Genomic DNA, 21647 nt, shown 5'->3' with positions numbered 1-21647 from the left:
CATTACACGGGCGGCATTGTCGGAATGATGGCGAGTTCACCCGTTTTATTTGATATTTAACCTCAATCGGTCTGGCAGGTCAAAAATGGTTCAGGCGAACAAGGCAGCGCAGCAGGGCGCAGGCAAACCGGATAAGACCAACACGGCGTCGCAAACGACGATGCCGGGTAACGGTGAAGCGGCGATGCTGGGCGATATCCCCTCCCTGGGTGCCTTGAAGGTCGTGCAAATGGGCCCCGATGGAAAGGCGCTTTTGGGAATTCCCTATGCGTCGTTCACGGCCCAGATCGCCGATGTCGATCTCATTCTGGTGTTCGCCGATGGTAGCCGGGTCGTCATTCCCGGCATGGCCCTGGCGACCTTCTCCGGGCAAACGCCGACCTTGGTCTTCAACGATAAGACGATCACGTCCGCGCAGGTCATCAATACCGTCGGCGAGATCAACGATAAGAGCGCGCTGATCAACGTCAGCCTCTCGTCGGATCAGGCCGATGAGAAGGCCGCTAAGCCGCGCAAGGAACCGTCCGCCACCAAAGAGGATCAGGCGCAGGCTCAGGCTCAGTCCCAGATCCAGCCGCAGGATGCCACCCAGATCCAGCAGGCCGAAGTCCAGAAGCAGCAGCAACAACACAAGTCGGACGAGGATCGCCAACGGCTGACGCAGAAGATCAGCGATACCAACGCGTCTTCCTCGCCCCCACCCAGCAGCGGCAACCCGGCTGGCACTTCACAATCCAAGGACACTGTCGACAAGGGAACGGGCATAGGGCTGGGCAAGCTCGTGCCGACGCTGACCTTCACCCTGTACAATCAGGAGGGCGTCAAGACGACGTCGGAGAGCGGGGCGAACCACATCACCGGATCGACGGGCGGGGCCAGTTCGTCCACCGACAAATCCTATGGAGCGCAATCGGCGCGGGAGACGATTTCGGGAACCGGCAGCGACGACGTGATCGTCGTGGACAGTGCGGCGCAGGCGCCGTCCGGCACCAGCTCGCGCACCCTGCATGTCGAGGCGATGGTGCCGGCGGGCAGCCTCGCCCTGCAGCAGGTGCTCGTCCCCACCCTGCCGGACGGCTATTCGGTCCAGAACGCGACCAAGACCGACAAGGGCTGGGTCATCTCGATCGACCAGGGCAATATCAAGGTCGTCACCTCGGGCGTCGACGCGACGGGCGCGACCGTGACCTATCCGTCGACGGAAACGCACTTCACCTTCGACGTTCAGCTGACTTACGTTCTGCCGAAACTCGGTACGCCGGTGGCATCCAGCGGATTCCAGAACGAATTCTTTCTGCCGATCGCGCTGGGCCTCTCCACGGGGGGAGCCGATTACACCTATTCCGTCGACGTTTCGACGCACTTCGGCATCCACATGGTGTCCGGCGAAGCCGACATGAAGGCGGTCGATCCAGTCACGGGCGCGCCGATCTATGTGCTGTTTTCGAACCCGCCGGGCAATATCGTCAACGCAGGCGACGGCAACGACCTGATCGTCGCGGGCGCGGGCGCCGACCAGATCGATGGCAGCGGCGGCACCGACACGGTCAGTTACACCATGTCGAACGCCGCGGTGACGGTCGACCTGAAGGCGGGGACCGGCAAGGGCGGCTATGCCGAGGGCGACAGCTACACGTCGGTGGAGAATGTCATCGGCACCGCGTTCGACGACACGCTGACCGGCAGCGACGCCGACAACGTGCTGAAGGGCGGCGAGGGCGCGGACAAGATCGATGGCGGCGGCGGCTTCGACACCGTGTCCTATGCCGATGCCTTCGCCAATGAGAAGACCCCGCCCGCCGATAAGACCAAGGGGTTGGAAATCCACCTCGACGGCACCGCCAGCCATGGCGGCGATGCCGAGGGCGATATGATCGTCAACGTCGAGCATGTCATCGGCTCGGATCGCAACGACGCCCTCTATGGCGCGGCGGCGAACGACACGCTGGAGGGCGGTAAGGGCGATGACCTGCTGGTCGGTGGCGGCGGTGCCGACACGCTGACCGGCGGTGATGGTATCGATACCGCGAGCTACGCCACCGCGAGCGCGGGCGTGAAGGCCTATCTGGACGGCACGCCGGGGAGGGGCGGCGACGCGGACGGCGACAAGCTGTCGGGGATCGAGAATCTGGTCGGGTCCGCGTTCGACGACAATCTGTACGGCGATGCGGGCGACAATGTGCTGACCGGCGGAGCCGGGGCGGACCATGTCGACGGCGGCGCTGGCATCGACACCGTCAGCTTTGCCGATAGCAAGGTCGGCGTCAGCGTCTATCTCGACGGGCGGGTCAGCCATGGCGGTGATGCCGAGGGCGATACCTATGCCAATATCGAAATCCTGGTCGGCTCGGACCTGAACGATCGCCTGGTGGGCGATGCCGCCGACGATATTCTGAGCGGCGGCAAGGGCGACGACATTCTGGAAGGCGGGGCCGGGGCCGATACGCTGAAGGGCGGCGACGGTTTCGACATCGCCAGTTACGCCGGTGCGGCGTCTGGCGTGCAGGCATCGCTCAACGGATCGCCGATGACGGGCGATGCGGTGGGCGACACGTTCGTCTCGATCGAGGGGCTTGAGGGCTCTGCCTTCGATGACGTGCTGACCGGTGACGACACCGCCAACACGCTGATCGGCGGCGCGGGCAACGACAATCTCGTCGGTGCGGGCGGCGCGGATGTGCTGGACGGCGGCGACGGGGTGGATACCGCCGACTATAGCGGCTCGCGCGCGGGCGTGACGGCCTATCTCGACGGAACGGCCGGTGTGGGCGGCGATGCCGAAGGCGACAGGTTGCGCAACGTCGAGAATGTCACGGGTTCCGTCTTCAACGACGTTCTGACCGGTGACGCGGGTGCGAACCGCCTGAGCGGCGGGGCCGGTGACGACGTGCTGGTGGGCGGCGCGGGCGCCGATACGCTGGACGGCGGCGCGGGCCATGACATCGCCGACTATGCGAACAGCGCGGCGGGCGTGCAGGTCGCGCTCGATGGGTCCGTGTCCCATGGCGGCGATGCAGATGGGGATATGCTGACCGGCATCGAGGAAGTGCATGGCTCCGCGTTCGACGATGTGCTGAAGGGCAGCGCCGGAGACGACGTGCTGGTCGGCGGTACGGGCGACGACATGCTGGTCGGCGGCCTGGGTGCCGACGTGCTGGACGGCGGCGACGGGTTCGACACCGCCGATTATTCGGACGCCTCGGCCGGCGTGAACGTCTATCTGGACGGCCGTGCCTCCACTGGCGAAGCGATGGGCGACCGGCTGATCAACATCGAGCGTGTGTTGGGCGGTGGATATGACGATCTGCTGGTCGGTAACGCGGGGGCGAACGACCTGGCGGGCGGTGGTGGTGACGACGTCTTGGTGGGCGGCGCGGGCGCCGACACGCTGGAAGGCGGGGCGGGCGAGGATATCGCCGATTATTCCGCCTCCAGCGCCGGGGTGACGGTCGACCTGTCGACGGGGCAGGGGCATGGCGGGGACGCCGAGGGCGATCGCCTGAGCGGGATCGAGGACATCATCGGTTCCGCGTTCGACGACGTCCTGATCGGCGACGACCAGAACAACCGGTTCGTCGGCGGCACGGGCGCTGACCAGATGGTCGGCGGCGGCGGCATCGACACGGCGGATTTTTCCGGCTCGACGGCGGGCGTGTCCGTCTCGCTGGACGGCAGCGTCGGGCAGGGCGGCAGTGCGCAGGGCGACACATTGTCGGGCATCGAGAATCTCATCGGGTCCGACCTGGACGATCACCTGGGCGGCGATGGCGGTGCCAACACGCTGACCGGCGGCAAGGGCGACGACGTGCTGACCGGGCGTGGCGGGGCCGACCAGCTGATCGGTGGCGCGGGCTTTGACACGGCGGATTATTCGGACTCGACGAGCGCGGTCGATATCGGGCTGGACGGTGGCGCCAACCATGGCGGTGACGCCGAGGGTGACGCCTATGACAGTATCGAGGCACTGGTCGGTTCGGCATGGAACGACCGCCTGCGGGGTTCGGACCGCGCGGACGAGCTGCACGGTGGTGGCGGCGACGATATGCTGACGGGCTCGCTGGGCGCGGACGTGATGGACGGCGGTGCCGGGTTCGATACCGCGGACTATCATGCGTCCTCCGCCGCGATCACCGTCGACCTGCAAGCGGGGACGGGCGCCGGCGGGCTGGCGGGCGGCGATACGCTGATTTCGATCGAGCATGTCGTCGGAACCGACTTCAACGATATGTTGAAGGGCAGCGCCGCAGACGAGACGCTGGAGGGCGGTGCGGGAGACGATATGCTGTCCGGCGGCGGGGGTGCCGACACGCTGGACGGCGGCGTGGGCTTCGATACCGCCAGCTATGCCGATTCGAGCGCGGGCATCACGATGGCCATGGACGGCTCGGTCGGCAGCGGCGGTGACGCGCAGGGCGACCGGCTCGTCTCGATCGAACATGTCATCGGCTCCTCTTTCGACGATCGCATCACCGGCACGGCCGGGGCCGATACGATCGACGGCGGGGCGGGGGCCGACGAGCTGATCGGCAACGACGGCGACGATATCCTGTCGGGCGGCAGCGGCGACGACCGTCTGATGGGCGGCGCTGGCGCGGACACGCTGACCGGCGGCGAGGGCGACGATGATCTGGTCGGTGGCGAGGGCGCCGACGTGCTGACCGGCGGCAGCGGCAGCGACACGGCGGACTATGCCACGTCTGCGGCGGCGGTTCGGGTGAACCTGGCGACGGGCCTCGCCCATGGCGGCGACGCCGAAGGCGACACGCTGTCGGGGATCGAGAACCTGACCGGATCGTCGGGCAATGACGTGTTGACCGGCGATGGCGGCGCCAATGTCCTGACCGGCGGGGCGGGGGACGACCTGCTGACCGGCGGGGCGGGCGCGGACACGCTGGTGGGTGGCGACGGCGTCGACACGGCCGATTATGCCGCCTCGTCCGCCGGCGTTGCGGTCGACCTGACGACCGGCTTCGCACAATATGGCGATGCCGAGGGCGACCGACTGAGCGGGATCGAGAATGTCATCGGCACCGCCTTCGCCGATCGGCTCCGCGCGGCAGCGTCGGGCAGCAGCCTGACCGGCGGGGCCGGCAACGACGTGCTGATCGCGGGCGCGGGTGCCGATCGGCTGGATGGCGGCGCCGGTATCGATACCGCGAGCTTCGCCAATTCCGCGGCGGGCGTGACCGTCGACCTGAAGGCGGGCCGCGCGGATGGCGGCGATGCGACCGGCGATACGCTGACCAGCATCGAAAGCCTGATCGGATCGGCCCATGACGACGTGCTGACCGGCGGGGATGGCGGCGCGGTCATCGACGGCGGCGCGGGCGACGACGTCGTCACCGGCGGTGCGGGTGCGGACACCCTGATCGGCGGTTCGGGCGACGACCTTCTGGTTGGGAGCGCCGGGGCGGATAGCCTGCAGGGTGGCGCGGGCTTCGACACTGCGGACTATCGCGCATCGGGTGCGGGGGTGACGGTCGATCTGTCGGCGGGCACCGGCCGGGGCGGCGATGCCGAGAGCGACCGGCTGAGCGGCATCGAAGCCGTCCTGGGCAGCGCCTATGGCGATGTGCTGACCGGCAATGCCGGGGCCAATAAGCTGGTTGGTGGCGCCGGGGACGACGTGCTGATCGGCGGCGCGGGGGCGGACGATCTCCAGGGCGGCGCGGGCATCGACGCCGCCGACTATAGCGCGTCGAGCGCGGCGGTGACGATCAACCTGACGACCGGCGTCAACAGCGGCGGCGATGCGCAGGGCGACGTGCTGGACAGCATCGAGCGCATCGTCGGGTCGACGTTCAACGACGCGCTGACCGGATCGGACGCGGCCGACACGTTGCAGGGCGGCGCGGGCGACGACGTGCTGACCGGCGCCGCAGGCGCGGACGTGCTGGACGGCGGCGACGGCCGCGACACCGCCAGCTATGCGCAATCGGCCGATGGCGTGCGCGTCGACCTTGGAACCGGTGTCGGCCATGGCGGCGATGCCGAGGGCGACGTCCTGATCTCGATCGAGAATCTGACCGGGTCCGACAATGATGACGTGCTGATCGGCGATGCCGCGGCGAACACGCTGTCGGGCGGAGCGGGTAGCGATCGGCTCGATGGCGGAGCGGGCAATGACGTGCTGCGCGGCGGTTCGGGCGACGACATCCTGGTCGGTGGCGCCGGTGCCGACACGCTGCAGGGCGGTGACGGGGTCGACACCGCGGATTATTCGACCTCCGGAGCGGGCGTGTCGGTCGATTTGTCGTCCGGCACGGCATTGGGCGGCGATGCCGAGGGCGACACGCTGTCGGGCATCGAAGCCGTGGTGGGCAGTGCCTATGACGATGTGCTGGTCGGTGCGTCAGGCATCAACAGGCTGTCGGGTGGAGCGGGCAACGACGTCGTCCGCGGCGGCGCGGGGGCAGACGTGCTCGACGGCGGCGTCGGCAACGACACGCTCGATTATACCACTTCCGCACAGGGGGTGACGGTCAACCTGGCCACCGGCGCGACAGCGGGCGGCGATGCGCAGGGCGATCAGATCAGCGGGTTCGAGAACGTCACCGGCGGCAGCGGCAACGACGTGCTGTCGGGCTCCAGCGGCGCGAACGTGCTGCGCGGCGGAATGGGCGACGACGTGCTGGCGGGCCTGGGCGGCGCGGACGTGCTGGATGGCGGTGACGGCAGCGACACGGTGGATTATTCCGCCTCGTCCGCTGGCGTGACGCTCGACCTTGCGGCGGGAACGGCAAGCGGCGGCGATGCGACGGGCGACGTGCTGGTGTCGATCGAGGATGCGATCGGATCTGCGCATGACGACGTGATCCGCACGGCGGCAGCGGGGTCGGTGATCGTCGCGGGTGCCGGTAACGACGTGATCTATGCCGGGGCCGGTGCGGATACCATCGACGGCGGTGCGGGGAGCGATCGTATCGATTATTCCGCTTCCAGTGCGGGGGTCAGCGTCAGTCTGGCGACCGGCACGGGTACGGGTGGTGACGCGGCGGGGGATCGCATCTCCGGCGTCGAGGATGTCACCGGCTCGGCCTTTGCCGATCGGCTGACCGGCGATGCGGGCATCAACCATCTGGTCGGCGGCGCGGGCGACGACGTGCTGGTCGGCGGCGCGGGGGCCGACACGCTGGAAGGCGGCGTGGGCTTCGACACGATCGACTATAGCGCGTCGACGCAGGGCGTGACGCTGGATCTGGCGAGCGGCACGGGCCAGGGCGGCGATGCGGAGGGCGACAGCTTCTCGGGCATCGAGGCCGCGATCGGCAGCAACCAGGGCGATGTGTTCGTCGGCGACGCCAATGCGCATGTCCTGTCGGGGCAGGGCGGCGACGACCGGCTGGAGGCGGGTGCGGGGGCGGAGAGCTTCGACGGCGGTTCGGGCACCGACACGGTCGACTATTCGCGCTCCACTGCGGCGGTGACGGTGGACCTTGCCGCGGGGACGGCGAGCGGGGGCTATGCCACCGGAGACGTGTTGCGCAGCGTCGAGGCGGTGGTCGGCAGCGGGTTCGACGACGTTCTGAGCGGTACGGCCGGGGCCAATACGCTGCTGGGCGGGGCCGGCAACGACGTCATCCGCGGCGGGGGCGGGGCGGACCAGCTCGATGGCGGGGACGGGATCGACACGCTCGATTATGCGACGTCGCAGAGCGGCGTGACGGTCAATTTGACGACCAACACGGCGAGCGGTGGCGACGCGAGCGGCGACCAGATCGCAAATTTCGAGAATGTCACCGGCTCGGCAATGGCCGATACGCTGACCGGCACCAGCGGTGCGAACACCCTTACGGGCGGTGCTGGCGACGACGTGCTGGCGGGTCTGGGCGGTGCCGACTTGCTCGACGGTGGCAACGGATTCGATACGGCGGACTATAGCGCCTCGGGCGCTGGCGTGACCGTGGACCTGTCGACCGGCACCGGGGCTGGCGGCGATGCGGCGGGCGATCGCCTGATCTCGATCGAAAAGGTCATTGGTTCCACCTTCAACGACCGACTGGTCGGCGTCGCCGGTGCCGAGACGCTGCTGGGCGGCGCGGGCGACGATATCCTGGTCGGCAGCGACGGTGCGGACACGCTGTCGGGTGGCGACGGTAACGACACCGTCGATTATTCCGGCTCCGCCGCTGGCATCGTCGTCGGACTGGACGGATCGGTCGGGCATGGCGGGTACGCCGAAGGCGATGTGCTGCGCGATGTCGAGAATGTGATCGGCACCGCGCAGGCGGACACGATCACCGGCAATGGCGCCGCCAACACGCTGACCGGCGGTGCGGGCAACGACATGCTGGACGGCGGCGCGGGCAATGACGTGCTGGACGGCGGCATCGGCGACGACGTGCTGCGGGGCGGTGTCGGCGCGGACGTGCTGCGCGGCGGCGACGGCTTCGACACGATCGATTATGCGACCTCGGGCGCCGGGGTGACGATCGACCTGCAAACCGGCACCGCCAGCGGCGGCGACGCGACCGGGGACAGCTTCTCCAGCATCGAACGGGTCGTCGGCTCGGCCTATGACGACAGCCTGTCGGCGGCGGCAACGGGATCGACGCTGGACGGCAATGCCGGCGCGGACGTGCTCAGAGGCGATGCGGGCACCGACGTGCTGCGCGGTGGCGAGGGCGACGACCTGCTGGTCGGCAGCGGCGGCGCGGACGTCATGGACGGCGGCAGCGGCGTCGATACGGCGGACTATTCCGCCTCCACGGGGGCGGTGACGGTCGATCTGGCCGCAGGTACCGGCCGGGGCGGCGATGCCGATGGCGACACGCTGACCTCGATCGAGCGGGTCATCGGTTCGGCGGGCGACGACGTGCTGATGGGCGACGGCAATGCCAACACGCTGATTGGTGGCGCGGGCGACGATCTGCTCGCCGGTGGAGCCGGCGCCGACGTGCTGGACGGCGGGTCCGGGAGCGATACGGCGAACTACGCCGGGTCGGCGGCGGCGGTGACCGTCGACCTGACCAGCGGCACGGGCATCGGCGGCGATGCGCAGGGCGACACGCTGCTCCGCATCGAGAATCTGGTCGGCTCGGCAATGGCCGATACGCTGACCGGCGATGCGGGGGCGAACCGGCTGACCGGCGGTGCTGGCGACGACGTGCTGGCGGGCCTGGGTGGCGCCGACGTGCTGGACGGCGGTGACGGCAGCGACACGGCGGACTATAGCGCATCGGGTGCGGGCGTGACGGTCGATCTGCTTGCCGGGACGGCGCAGGGCGGCGACGCGCAGGGCGATGCGCTGGTCTCGATCGAGAATGCGATCGGCTCGGCCTATGCCGACGTGCTGACCGCAGCGGCGGCGGGCGGTCGGCTGACCGGCGGCGCGGGCGACGACCGGCTGGTGTCGGGCGCGGGCAGCGACACGCTGGACGGCGGCAGCGGCACGGATATCGCCGATTACGCCCGCTCGAGTGCGGGGGTGACGGTCAATCTGGCGACGGGCACCAATAGCGGCGGCGATGCGCAGGGCGACACGCTGGTGTCGATCGAACAGGTCGTCGGCTCCGATTTCGCCGACATTCTGACCGGCGACAGCGGTGCCAACATGCTCGTTGGCGGCGCGGGCGATGACATGCTGGAAGGCGGCGTGGGCGCGGACGTACTGGACGGCGGCGCTGGCAACGACACCGCGAGCTATGCCAATGCGACGGCGGGCGTGGCGGTCAGCCTTGCATCGGGTCAGGGCAGCGCGGGCGAGGCCACCGGCGACGTGCTGGTCGATATCGAGAACCTGACCGGATCGCGCTACGCCGACACGCTGACCGGCGACGCGGGCGCCAACGTGCTGATGGGTGGTGCCGGCGACGACGTGCTGGCCGGCCTGGGCGGTGCGGACGTGCTGGATGGCGGCACCGGCAGCAATACGGCGGACTATTCGGCGTCCATGGCGGGTGTTCAGGTCAACCTGTCGACTGCGACGATCACCGCCAACCAGCTGACCGGCGGTGCGATCACGGCCGGTTCGGGGCAGGGCGGCGATGCGCAGGGCGACACGCTGCGCAACATCCGGAACGTCATCGGCACCGCGTTCAGCGACTATCTGATCGCAGGGGCGTCGGGTGGCCGTCTGTCCGCTGGCAGTGGGAATGACGTTCTGTTGGCGGCCGTCGGCGCGGACGTGCTGGACGGCGGTGACGGCAGCGACACCGCGAATTACTCGCTCTCCACGGCAGGGGTGGTGATCGATCTCTCGCTCGGCACCGCCAGCGGCGGCTATGCTGCGGGCGACACGCTGATCGCGATCGAGGCTCTGTACGGCTCGAATTTCGCAGACACGCTGACGGGCACATCGGGCAGCAACGATATCCGTGGCGCCGCCGGCGACGACGTGATCGAGGGGCTTGGCGGCGCCGATCTGCTCGACGGCGGCGCTGGCATCGACACGGTGTCCTATGCCCGGTCGGGCGTCGGTGTCACCGTCGATATGGGCCTGGCCACCGCGCAGGTGTCCGCAGGCGATGCGTCGGGCGATATCCTCAGCGGGTTCGAGAAGGTGCTGGGCTCGGCCTATGCCGACCGGCTGACGGCGGCGGCGACGGGCAGCACGCTGATGGGCGGCGCGGGCAACGACACGCTGGTCGCAGGCGCCGGTGCTGACACGATCGACGGCGGCGCCGACAATGATACCATCGACTATTCCGGCTCGACGGCGGGCGTAACGGTCGATCTGGCGACGCAGACGGCCTCGGGCGGCGATGCGCAGGGCGACGTCATCACCAATGTCGAGAACGTCATCGGCACGGCCTATGCCGATACGCTGACCGGCGATGGCGGCGGCAACATCCTGCGCGGCGGCGCGGGCGACGACGTGCTGGCGGGTCTGGGCGGTGCGGATGTGCTGGACGGCGGCGACGGCATCGATATGGCGGATTACAGCGCGTCGTCCAATGGCGTCACCATCAACCTGACGGCCGGCACGGGGGCGGGCGGCGACGCCGATGGCGATACGCTGATCGCGATCGAGAACGTCACCGGCGGCAGCGGCAACGACGTGCTGACCGGTACGGCAGGCGTCAACCTGCTCAAGGGCGGCGGCGGAGACGATGTGCTGGCGGGCCTGGGCGGCGCGGACGTGCTGGATGGTGGCGCGGGCAGCAACACCGCCGACTATAGCGCCTCGGGTGCGGCGGTCTATGTCACGCTGGGTAATCTTCAGATCGCAACCCCGTTGGGGATGGTCACCAGTGCGGTGGGGCGTGGCGGCGATGCCGAGGGCGACACGCTGGCCAACATTCAGAACCTGATCGGGTCGGCCTATAACGACATTCTCGCCGCGTCCGCAGGCGGAGGCAAGTTGCAGGGCGGCGGCGGCGGCGACAATCTGGTCGCCAATGCCGGCGCCGATCAGATCGACGGTGGCGCCGGCTTCGATTTCGTCAACTATGCATACAGCAACGGCGGCGTGACCGTGAACCTCACCACAGGGGTCGGGTCGGGCGGCTATGCGCAGGGCGATACCTATACCGGGCTCGAAGGCATCTATGCCTCCGGTAACGCCGACACATTGACCGGCACCGGCGGCGTCAACATCATCAAGGGCTTTGCCGGCAACGATATCATCGAGGGGCTGGGCGGCGCGGACACGCTCGATGGCGGGGACGGCATCGACACCGTGTCCTACGCCAATTCGGCGCAAGGCGTCACGGTCAACCTGAACCTGACCACGGCGCAGCTGTCGGGCGGGGACGCATCGGGCGATATCCTGAGCAATTTCGAGAATATCCTCGGTTCGGCGCAGGCGGACATCCTGACCGGCAATGCGGGTGCGAACACCCTGACCGGCGGCGCGGGCGACGACGTTCTGGAGGGCGGCGCAGACGCGGATACGCTCGACGGCGGCACGGGCAGCGACACGGCGAGCTATGCCGGGTCCGGCGCGGGCGTGACCGTCGATTTGAGGGTGGCGACGGCGCAAAGCTCCACGGGGGATGCGTCCGGCGACGTGCTGACCGGGATCGAGAACCTGACCGGCTCGGCGCTTGACGACATGCTGACCGGCAATAGTGGCAACAACGTCCTGCGCGGCGGTGCGGGCAACGACACGCTCGTGGGGCTGGGCGGAGACGACACGATCGACGGCGGCGACGGGACCGATACCATTACCTATGTCGCCTCGCTGACGGGTGTCACCGTCAACCTGACCACCAACGTCAATCTGGGCGGCGACGCGCAGGACGACCTGATCCAGAATGTCGAGAATGTCACCGGCTCCGCCTTTGACGACACGCTGACCGGCGACGCCAACGCCAACGCCCTGCTGGGTGGCGACGGCAACGACGTGCTGGCGGGCCTGGGCGGCGCCGATACGCTGGACGGCGGCGCAGGCAGCAACACGGCCGATTATTCCGCATCGGGTGCGGCCGTGTCGGTTAATCTGAGCCTGGTCAACGGCACCTATGCCAATGCCGGTCAGGGTGTCGGTGGCGATGCGCAGGGCGACACGCTGGTCAATATCCAGAACGTCATCGGTTCGGCGTTCAACGATTATCTCTACGCTACTGATTCGGGCGGCGTGCTGAAGGGCGGCGCGGGCGACGACGTCATGGTCGCAGGCGCGGGGAATGACGTCTTCGATGGCGGTGCGGGCAATGATCTGGTTAATTATTTGCGGTCAAATGCGGCCGTTACGATCAATCTGACCACCAGAACCGCATTTGGCGGCTATGCCACTGGCGACACGTTGACCGGTATCGAAAGCCTGTGGGGATCGACGTTCAACGACACGCTGACCGGCGATGCGAATAACAACAAGATCAGCGGTGACGCAGGCAACGATGTGATCGACGGCGGTGCGGGCGACGATACGCTCGATGGCGGTGCAGGCACCGACACGCTGAGCTATGCCAGCGCGACCAGTGGTGTCATGGTTGTCGCGAACTATAACGGGTGGTTAAATAACGTCTGGCAATATTTGCCGCGCAATACCGTCGGCGCTGGCGCAGACATCACGAGCAACTTCGAAATCCTGGTCGGTTCCGCATATAGCGACATTCTGAAGGGGACTCGGGAACTCTATGGGTTCCAGGCTGGCGCGGGCAACGACCTGATCTATGCGAACAGCAATGCGAACAGCATCGATGGCGGCGCAGGCATCGACACGCTGACCTATGTCGAAACGAGTAGCTGGGGTGGCGTAACGGTCGATCTGGGCGCCAACAGCAATGGGGCGACCAAGGCATCGGGTGGCTGGGCCAATAACGATCAGATCACGAATGTCGAAAACCTGATCGGGTCCAACTTCACCGACTATCTGGCGGGTGATGGCGGGGTGAATGCGCTGGACGGCGCGGCGGGCAACGACACGCTGGTCGGCGGCGGCGGCAACGACGTGCTGTTCGGCGGCGACGGGGACGACATCCTGATGGGCGGCACGGGAGCGGACGCCCTCATTGGTGGCAGGGGCACCGATACCGCGAGTTGGGCGGGGTCCAGTTCCGGTGTCAACGCGAGTCTCGCGACGGGCGTCGCCTCTGGCGGCGATGCGGGCACGCCCGGCGCGGCAACGCCCTATGCCAATGCCAGCCTGATCGCCGGCTGGAGCTTTTCGGAAGGATCGGGCAATACCGCCACCGCAATTGGCGGGACGCAGAGCATCGTGCTGAGCAACGCCAACTGGGTCGCCGACGATCATGGCGGCAAGGCGGTCGATTTCGCGGGGAACAGCAACAGCAATGCAAGGGTCGGCGCGCTGACCTTCGGCGAAAGCTTCACCATCGCTACCAAGGTCAATTTCGATCAGCCTGCCGGCTCGAACGAGGGAATATTCCGCTTCGGGATCAGCAACTCCACCAATTCCGCCGGCCAGATCTTTCTGAACCGCACCACGTCGGGGGGGCTGTACTTCGAGATTCGTGATGGTGTGACCGGCAACGTTTTTGGGGCCCAGACGGCCGCCGGCCTTACCACCCCAGGCACTTGGTACGACGTGGCGGTGACCTATCAGGCTGGTCGCATGACGATCTATCTGAACGGGAATGTGGTCGCCAATTCGGAAAACACCGTGGTATTGGCGAACGCCACCTATTCCGACAACTATATCGGTCGGGACTGGTCGAACACGCGCGCGCTCGATGGGAAGATGGACGACTTCGCCGTCTTCAAATCCGCGCTGACCCAGGCGGAGATTCAGCAGCTCGCGACGCAGACCAAGGGGCAGGAAGGTTCCGGCCTGGTGACCGACACGCTGTCGGGGATCGAAAACCTGACCGGTACCGATTATGCCGACACGCTGACCGGTGATGCCGGTGACAACGTGCTGGACGGCGGTCTGGGCAACGATACGCTTTCCGGCGGTGCGGGGGACGATGTCCTGATCGGTGGCATCGGCGCGGACCGGCTGGACGGCGGGGCGGGATCGGATGCCGTCTCCTATGCGGGATCCGCAGCGCCTGTCACTGTCAACCTCGCCACGGGCGCTGTCCTGGGCGGGGATGCGCAGGGTGATACGCTGATCAGCATGGAAAGCGTCACCGGGTCGGTCGGCAACGATACGCTGACCGGCGACGGTAACGCCAATGTCCTGACCGGTGGGCTGGGCGACGACACGATCGCTGGTGGCGATGGAAACGACACCATCTATGGTGACGGGGCGATCCCTGGCGATCTCAGGAACCTGATCACCTATGGCAATCCGGCCAATTTGTTGGTGAACGGGAATTTCGAATCCTATACCGGCGCGGCGCGTGGTACCAATACGTCCTTTGCGGCGACCGCCGCGACCGGCTGGAGCAGTCCGGCCGGAAGAATCGATATCTTCAGCAACTATACCAACTCCGACGGAACGCCGCTGAATCAGGCGATGCGCCTTCAGTCGGGGCAAGTCGCCGATGTCTGGCAGAACGTCACGACAACCGCCGGTGAAACCTATATCCTGAAATTTGATCTGGGGAACTGGAACGCAACTACAACTGGTACGGTCAACGTGCTGTTCAACGGCACGGTCATCGCCACGATTGATACGGCCAATGCGGCCAATAGCTGGCAGAGCTTCGCCTATCTCGTCACCGGCACGGGGGGCAGCGACAAGATCGAATTCACCACGGCAGGCGGCGGCCTCCTGATCGACAAGGTGGTCTTTGCCGATGCCGGCGGCAACGACACCCTGTCGGGCGGCGGTGGCGACGACGTTATGGATGGCGGATTCGGCAACGACCGGATCTCTGGCGACGACGGCAATGATACGATCATCGGCGGCAGCGGCAACGACGTCATAAATGGTGGTGACGGCGACGACACGATCAGCGGTGACACTAATGCCTTTGGAACCAGCGGTCTGGAAACCTTCGATACCGGAGCATCGGGCTGGAAGAATGCGGCTGGGTCGGTTCCTGCCACCTACACCCTGCTAGACGGCAGCGTGGTTCTGGGACCGTTCGCCGGTTCGGGCAACACCAACGTCTATTCGCAGCAGATCAGCAAGAGTTACATTCTGGATGCCCCCGGGGCGGGGACGACTCAGGTCAGTTTCGATCTTTACTTGCTCGACTCGTACGACACGAACGAAGGCGTGTATGTCTATGTGAACGGCGTCGCAACGCTGATGATCGTTGCGCCGCGCGGGATGAGTTCGTCCAGCCTCTCCGACTTCACGATCACGCCCGTCAACGGTGCCACCTGGACCGGCAGCATGACGTCGGGGAACTATTCGAATAGCTGGAGTGGGGGTGGGCTCGATACCAAGCTGACACTGACGCTGACGGTTCCGACCCCGGCTTCGGGAGTCCTGACGCTTGGCTTCGGATCGAACATGAACGAGGCGGTGACGAACGAAAGCTTCGTGATCGACAACGTCACTGTCCCGGGCAAGGGCACCGACCCCATCACCGGGGGTGGCGACGATGTCATCCGCGGCGGCGCCGGTGACGATCGTATCGACGGCGGTGGGGGCGTGGACACCGCCATCTATTCCGGCAATCGCGCCGCCTATACCGTCTCCTACAACGCGACGACGCAGACCTATACGATCAACGGGCCGGACGGAAACGACACCGTCACCAATGTCGAGAAGTTCCAGTTCGACGACGGCACGCTAAGCGCGGCGCGGTTGATTGCGGGCATGACGATCACGCCGACCGGCACCATCGCCGAGAACAGCGCCGCCGGCACCGTCGCCGCGACGCTGGCGATGGCGGACGGCAACAGCGCGACCTATGCGATCACCGGGGGTCCCGATGCGGCGTCCTTCACGGTGTCGGGCAACACCATCGTCCTCGCCAACGGGGCGTCGCTGGATTACGAAGCGGGGGCGACCCGCAACGTCCAGGTGACCGCGACCGATGCGGACGGATCGACCCATATCCAGACGGTGACCATCGCCGTCACCAACGTCAACGAAGCGCCCGTCATCACCTCGCCAGCGACCCTCTCGATGGCGGAGAACGGAACGGTAGTGGGAACGCTGACCGCCAGCGATCCTGATGCGGGCACGACGCTGAACTGGGCGATCGCGGGCGGCGCGGATGCCAATCTCTTCACGATCAACCCCAACACGGGGGCGTTGACCTTCCGCTCCGCGCCCGATTTCGAGGTCCCGCATGATGCGGGCGGCGACAATGTCTACAACCTGACGGTATCGGCGAGCGACGGCACCAACGTCACGACGCAGAACCTGGCCGTGACCCTCACCAACGTCAACGAGGCCCCGTCGCTGACGCTGAGCGGTGTCGGCACGGTGATGGAGAAACAGATCGCGGCGACGGTGGCGACGTTCGTGGCCAGCGATCCCGATGCCGGGGATACGCTGACCTATACGCTGGGCGGTGCGGATGCGGCGCTTTTCATGGTGGACGGCAATATTGTACGCCTGAAGGACGGCGTCAGCCTCGACTATGAGCAGGCGGCGACCCGCAGCCTGACGCTGACCGTGACGGACTCGCACGGTCTGTCGCAGACACGGGCGCTGACCTTCAATGTCGGCGACGTCAACGAAGCGCCGGTGTTCACGACGCCGACGACGGTATCGATGGCGGAGAACGGCATGGCGGTGCAGGTGGCGCATGCCAGCGACCCCGATGCGGGCGCGGTCCTCACCTATTTGCTGGGCGGCACGGACGCGGCATTGTTCGCGATCGATCCGCAGACCGGCGCGATCACCTTCCGCACCGCCCCCGACTTTGAGGCGCCGCAGGATGCGGGCCGCGACAATGTGTACGACCTGACGGTGTCGGCGAGCGACGGCACCAACGTCACGACGCAGAACCTGGCCGTGACCCTCACCAACGTCAACGAGGCCCCGTCGCTGACGCTGAGCGGTGTCGGCACGGTGATGGAGAAACAGATCGCGGCGACGGTGGCGACGTTCGTGGCCAGCGATCCCGATGCCGGGGATACGCTGACCTATACGCTGGGCGGTGCGGATGCGGCGCTTTTCATGGTGGACGGCAATATTGTACGCCTGAAGGACGGCGTCAGCCTCGACTATGAGCAGGCGGCGACCCGCAGCCTGACGCTGACCGTGACGGACTCGCACGGTCTGTCGCAGACACGGGCGCTGACCTTCAATGTCGGCGACGTCAACGAAGCGCCGGTGTTCACGACGCCGACGACGGTATCGATGGCGGAGAACGGCATGGCGGTGCAGGTGGCGCATGCCAGCGACCCCGATGCGGGCGCGGTCCTCACCTATTTGCTGGGCGGCACGGACGCGGCATTGTTCGCGATCGATCCGCAGACCGGCGCGATCACCTTCCGCACCGCCCCCGACTTTGAGGCGCCGCAGGATGCGGGCCGCGACAATGTGTACGACCTGACGGTGTCGGCGAGCGACGGCACCAACGTCACGACGCAGAACCTGGCCGTGACCCTCACCAACGTCAACGAGGCCCCGTCGCTGACGCTGAGCGGCGTCGGCACGGTGATGGAGAACCAGATCGCGGCGACGGTGGCGACGTTCGTGGCCAGCGATCCCGATGCCGGGGATACGCTGACCTATACGCTGGGCGGTGCGGATGCGGCGCTTTTCATGGTGGACGGCAATATCGTACGGCTGAAGGACGGCGTCAGTCTCGACTATGAGCAGGCGGCGACCCGCAGCCTGACGCTGACCGTGACGGACTCGCACGGTCTGTCGCAGACGCGGGCGCTGACCTTCAATGTCGGCGACGTCAACGAAGCGCCGGTGTTCACGACACCGACGACGGTCTCGATGGCGGAGAACGGCATGGCGGTGCAGGTGGCGCATGCCAGCGACCCCGATGCGGGCGCGGTCCTCACCTATTCGCTGGGCGGCACCGACGCGGCATTGTTCGCGATCGATCCGCAGACCGGCGCGATCACCTTCCGCACCGCGCCCGACTTTGAGGCACCGCAGGATGCGGGCGGCGACAATGTCTACAACCTGACGGTGTCGGCGAGCGACGGCACCAACGTCACGACGCAGAACCTGGCCGTGACCCTCACCAACGTCAACGAGGCCCCGTCGCTGACGCTGAGCGGTGTCGGCACGGTGATGGAGAACCAGGTCGCGGCGACGGTGGCGACGTTCGTGGCCAGCGACCCCGATGCCGGGGATACGCTGACCTATACGCTGGGCGGTGCGGATGCGGCGCTTTTCATGGTGGACGGCAATACCGTACGCCTGAAGGACGGCGTCGGCCTCGACTATGAGCAGGCGGCAACCCACAGCCTGACGCTGACCGTGACGGACTCGCACGGTCTGTCGCAGACGCGGGCGCTGACCTTCAATGTCGGCGACGTCAACGAAGCGCCGGTGTTTACCACGCCAACGACGGTATCGATGGCGGAGAACGGCATGGCGGTGCAGGTGGCGCATGCCAGCGACCCCGATGCGGGCGCGGTCGTCACCTATTTGCTGGGCGGCACCGACGCGGCACTGTTCGCGATCGATGCGCAGACCGGCGCGATCACCTTCCGCACCGCGCCCGACTTTGAGGCACCGCAGGATGCGGGCGGCGACAATGTCTATAACCTGATGGTCTCGGCGACGGACGGCACCAACGTCGTGACGCAGAACCTGGCCGTGACGGTAACCAATGTGAACGAGGCGCCCCAGATCACCTCCACCACGGCGGCTACCGTGGTGGAAGGTACGACGGCGGTCGCCACCGTGGCTAGCACGGACCCGGAAGGACAGACGCTGCGCTATGGCCTGTCCGGCACCGACGAGGCACGGTTCACGATCGACCCGACGACGGGCGTGTTGCGGTTCATCGCGGCGCCCGATTTCGATCACCCGACGGACCTGGGCGGCAACAACCGCTATGACATCGTCGTTTCGGCCAGTGACGGCACCAATGTCACCACACAGGCGATGACCATCGACGTGGTGCGCGATCAGCGGCCGCCGACGATCACCTCGCCAGCGACGTTCACGATCGCCGAGAATGGGACCAGTGTCGCGACGGCCACCGCGACCGATCCCAATGCGGGCGATACGATCAGCTGGTCGATCGCAAGTGGAGCGGATGCGGCACGCTTTACGATCGACAGCAGCACGGGAGCTTTGCGCTTCGTCGCGGCACCGGATTACGACACCCCCTCCGATGCGAATCGCGATAATCAGTATCAGGTCGTGTTGCGTGCGACGGACCAGACCGGGCTCTTCAGCGACAAGGCGGTCACCGTGACCGTGACCGATGTCAACGAGGCTCCCGCTTTCGTGACGGGCGCAGCGCTCAGCGTGCCGGAAAACAGCACGGCGGTCGGGACGATCCTGGCCGTCGATCCAGAGCATGGCGCGGTCAGCTATTCGATCGTCAATGGCGGTAATTCCGCCCTGTTCACGATCGACAGCCGGACAGGCGCCTTGTCGCTGGTGTCGCCACAGGACTATGAAACCGTCGGAGCGGCCCATTATCAGGTCACCATCGCGGCGTCCGATGGCACGCTGAATGCGACGCAGACCTTCGATGTGGCGATTACGAACGTCAATGAAGCGCCTGTGCTGACCCCGACCGCGACGGTGACGGTGGCGGAAAACCAGACGGCGGTGACGACGATCGTCGCGCATGATCCCGATGCGGGTGCGCAACTGGTCTACGCCATCGCAGGCGGCGCGGACGCCAATGTCTTCGCCATCGACTCGCGTACCGGCTTGCTCAGCTTCCGCACCGCTCCCGATTACGATGCCGGCCCGCATAGCTATGAGGTGAAGGTGCTCGCCTCCGATGGCTCGCTGGCGACGACGCAGACGCTGACGGTCAACGTCACCGACGTGGACGAAGCGCCTGTAATCACCTCGCCCAACAGCGCGACCGTGGCGGAGAACGGCACGACGGTCATGACGATCGCGGCGCGCGATCCCGAAGGGCATGCGCTGCAATATTCCATCACGGGCGGGGCGGATCGGTCGCTGTTCTCGATCTCGTCCACCGGCGTTCTATCGTACAAGACCGCGCCGGATTACGAGACCGGCAGCCATCTGGACGAAGTGCAGGTGTCCGTATCGGACGGCACGCTAACCACCAGCCAGATGATCCGCGTTGCCGTCACCGACGTCAACGAGGCTCCGGTCATCACCTCCGGCGATTTCACGATCGACGAGAACCAGCTTGTGGTCGGAACGATCCAGGCGCGTGATCCAGAGGGCGCGTCGTTGATTTACGCGGTGGGCGGCGGCAATGACGGCGCGCTCTTCAATGTGGACTCCGCCACGGGGGCGATCAGTTTCCGTAACGCCCCCGACTTCGAGGCGCCCAGTGACGCTGATGGCAACAACATTTATGACGTCGATGTGCTGGTGTCGGACGGCACGCTGGTGACGATCCAGCATGCCCATGTCACCGTGCGTGACGTGCAAGGTGAGGTGGTCGTCGGCACCAGCGGCGACGATTTCCTGAATGGCGGCGTCGGCAACGACAGCCTTTCCGGTTTGGGCGGAAACGATATCCTGATCGGCGGTGTCGGCGCGGACCGGCTCGATGGCGGAGATGGCAGCGACCAAGTGGATTATGGCCAGTCGTCCGCGGGCGTGACGGTCTATCTGGACGGAACACCGGGGGTCGGCGGCGATGCCCAGGGCGACGTGCTCGCGGGGATCGAGAACATAAACGGATCGTTGTACAACGACGTCCTGCTCGGCAGCAGCGGTAGCAACGTCATCGATGCTGGACCCGGGGACGATGTGCTGAACGGTCATGGCGGGGGCGACACGCTGATCGGCGGTACCGGTACCGATACCGTCAGTTACGCCGATGCCACGACCGGCATCGGGATGACGCTCGGCATGGGGTCGGGGCAGGGTGTCGGTACGAGCGGAGCCGCCAATGGCGACACGCTGAACGGTATCGAGCGGGTCATCGGGACGGATTATGACGACCAGTTCGTCCTCAGCCTGTCGGGAGGAATTTCAATCGACGGCGGGGCGGGGAACGACATGGTGACGCTTGCGCCCGGAAGCGGTTCAGTCACGAACACCGATCTCACCTCCGTGCTAAGCCATGTGGAAGAGATATCGTTCACGCAGAACAATGTCAGGGCGAACCTGACCGTGGACGCGGATTTCATTCGTGCCCTGGCTGGTGCAGGCAATAGTTCTCATTTGACGTTGCATACGGACGGGAACGACACCCTGACGATGGGCGCGAACGTGGTCCAGAACGGCAACGAATACACCTTCTATAGCGATAGCAGTCACCAGCTTCAGATCGCATCCTTGACACTTGCGGGATAAATCGAGTGCC

The 21647-nt window shown here is 66.5% G+C and carries 2 protein-coding genes; one reads left to right on the top strand and one right to left on the bottom strand.

Going from position 1 to position 21647, the window contains the following annotated elements:
• Positions 1-79 precede the first annotated feature (79 nt).
• Complete coding sequence (locus tag QE360_RS18525; RefSeq protein WP_309703951.1) at positions 80-652, bottom strand: hypothetical protein; 573 nt, start codon at positions 650-652, stop codon at positions 80-82.
• A gap of 129 nt (positions 653-781) precedes the next feature.
• Between QE360_RS18525 and QE360_RS18520 the strand changes: the two genes are divergently transcribed.
• Positions 782-21637: a cadherin domain-containing protein gene (locus QE360_RS18520; protein WP_309703948.1), complete on the top strand. Its 20856-nt coding sequence runs from the start codon at positions 782-784 to the stop codon at positions 21635-21637.
• The last annotated feature ends 10 nt before the right edge of the window (positions 21638-21647 follow it).

This window comes from Sphingomonas sp. SORGH_AS_0789, from assembly GCF_031453055.1.
In the GTDB taxonomy this organism is placed as follows: Bacteria; Pseudomonadota; Alphaproteobacteria; order Sphingomonadales; family Sphingomonadaceae; genus Sphingomonas.
Note: the sequence above shows the minus strand (reverse complement) of the source record. Positions and strands in the feature narration are given on the sequence as shown.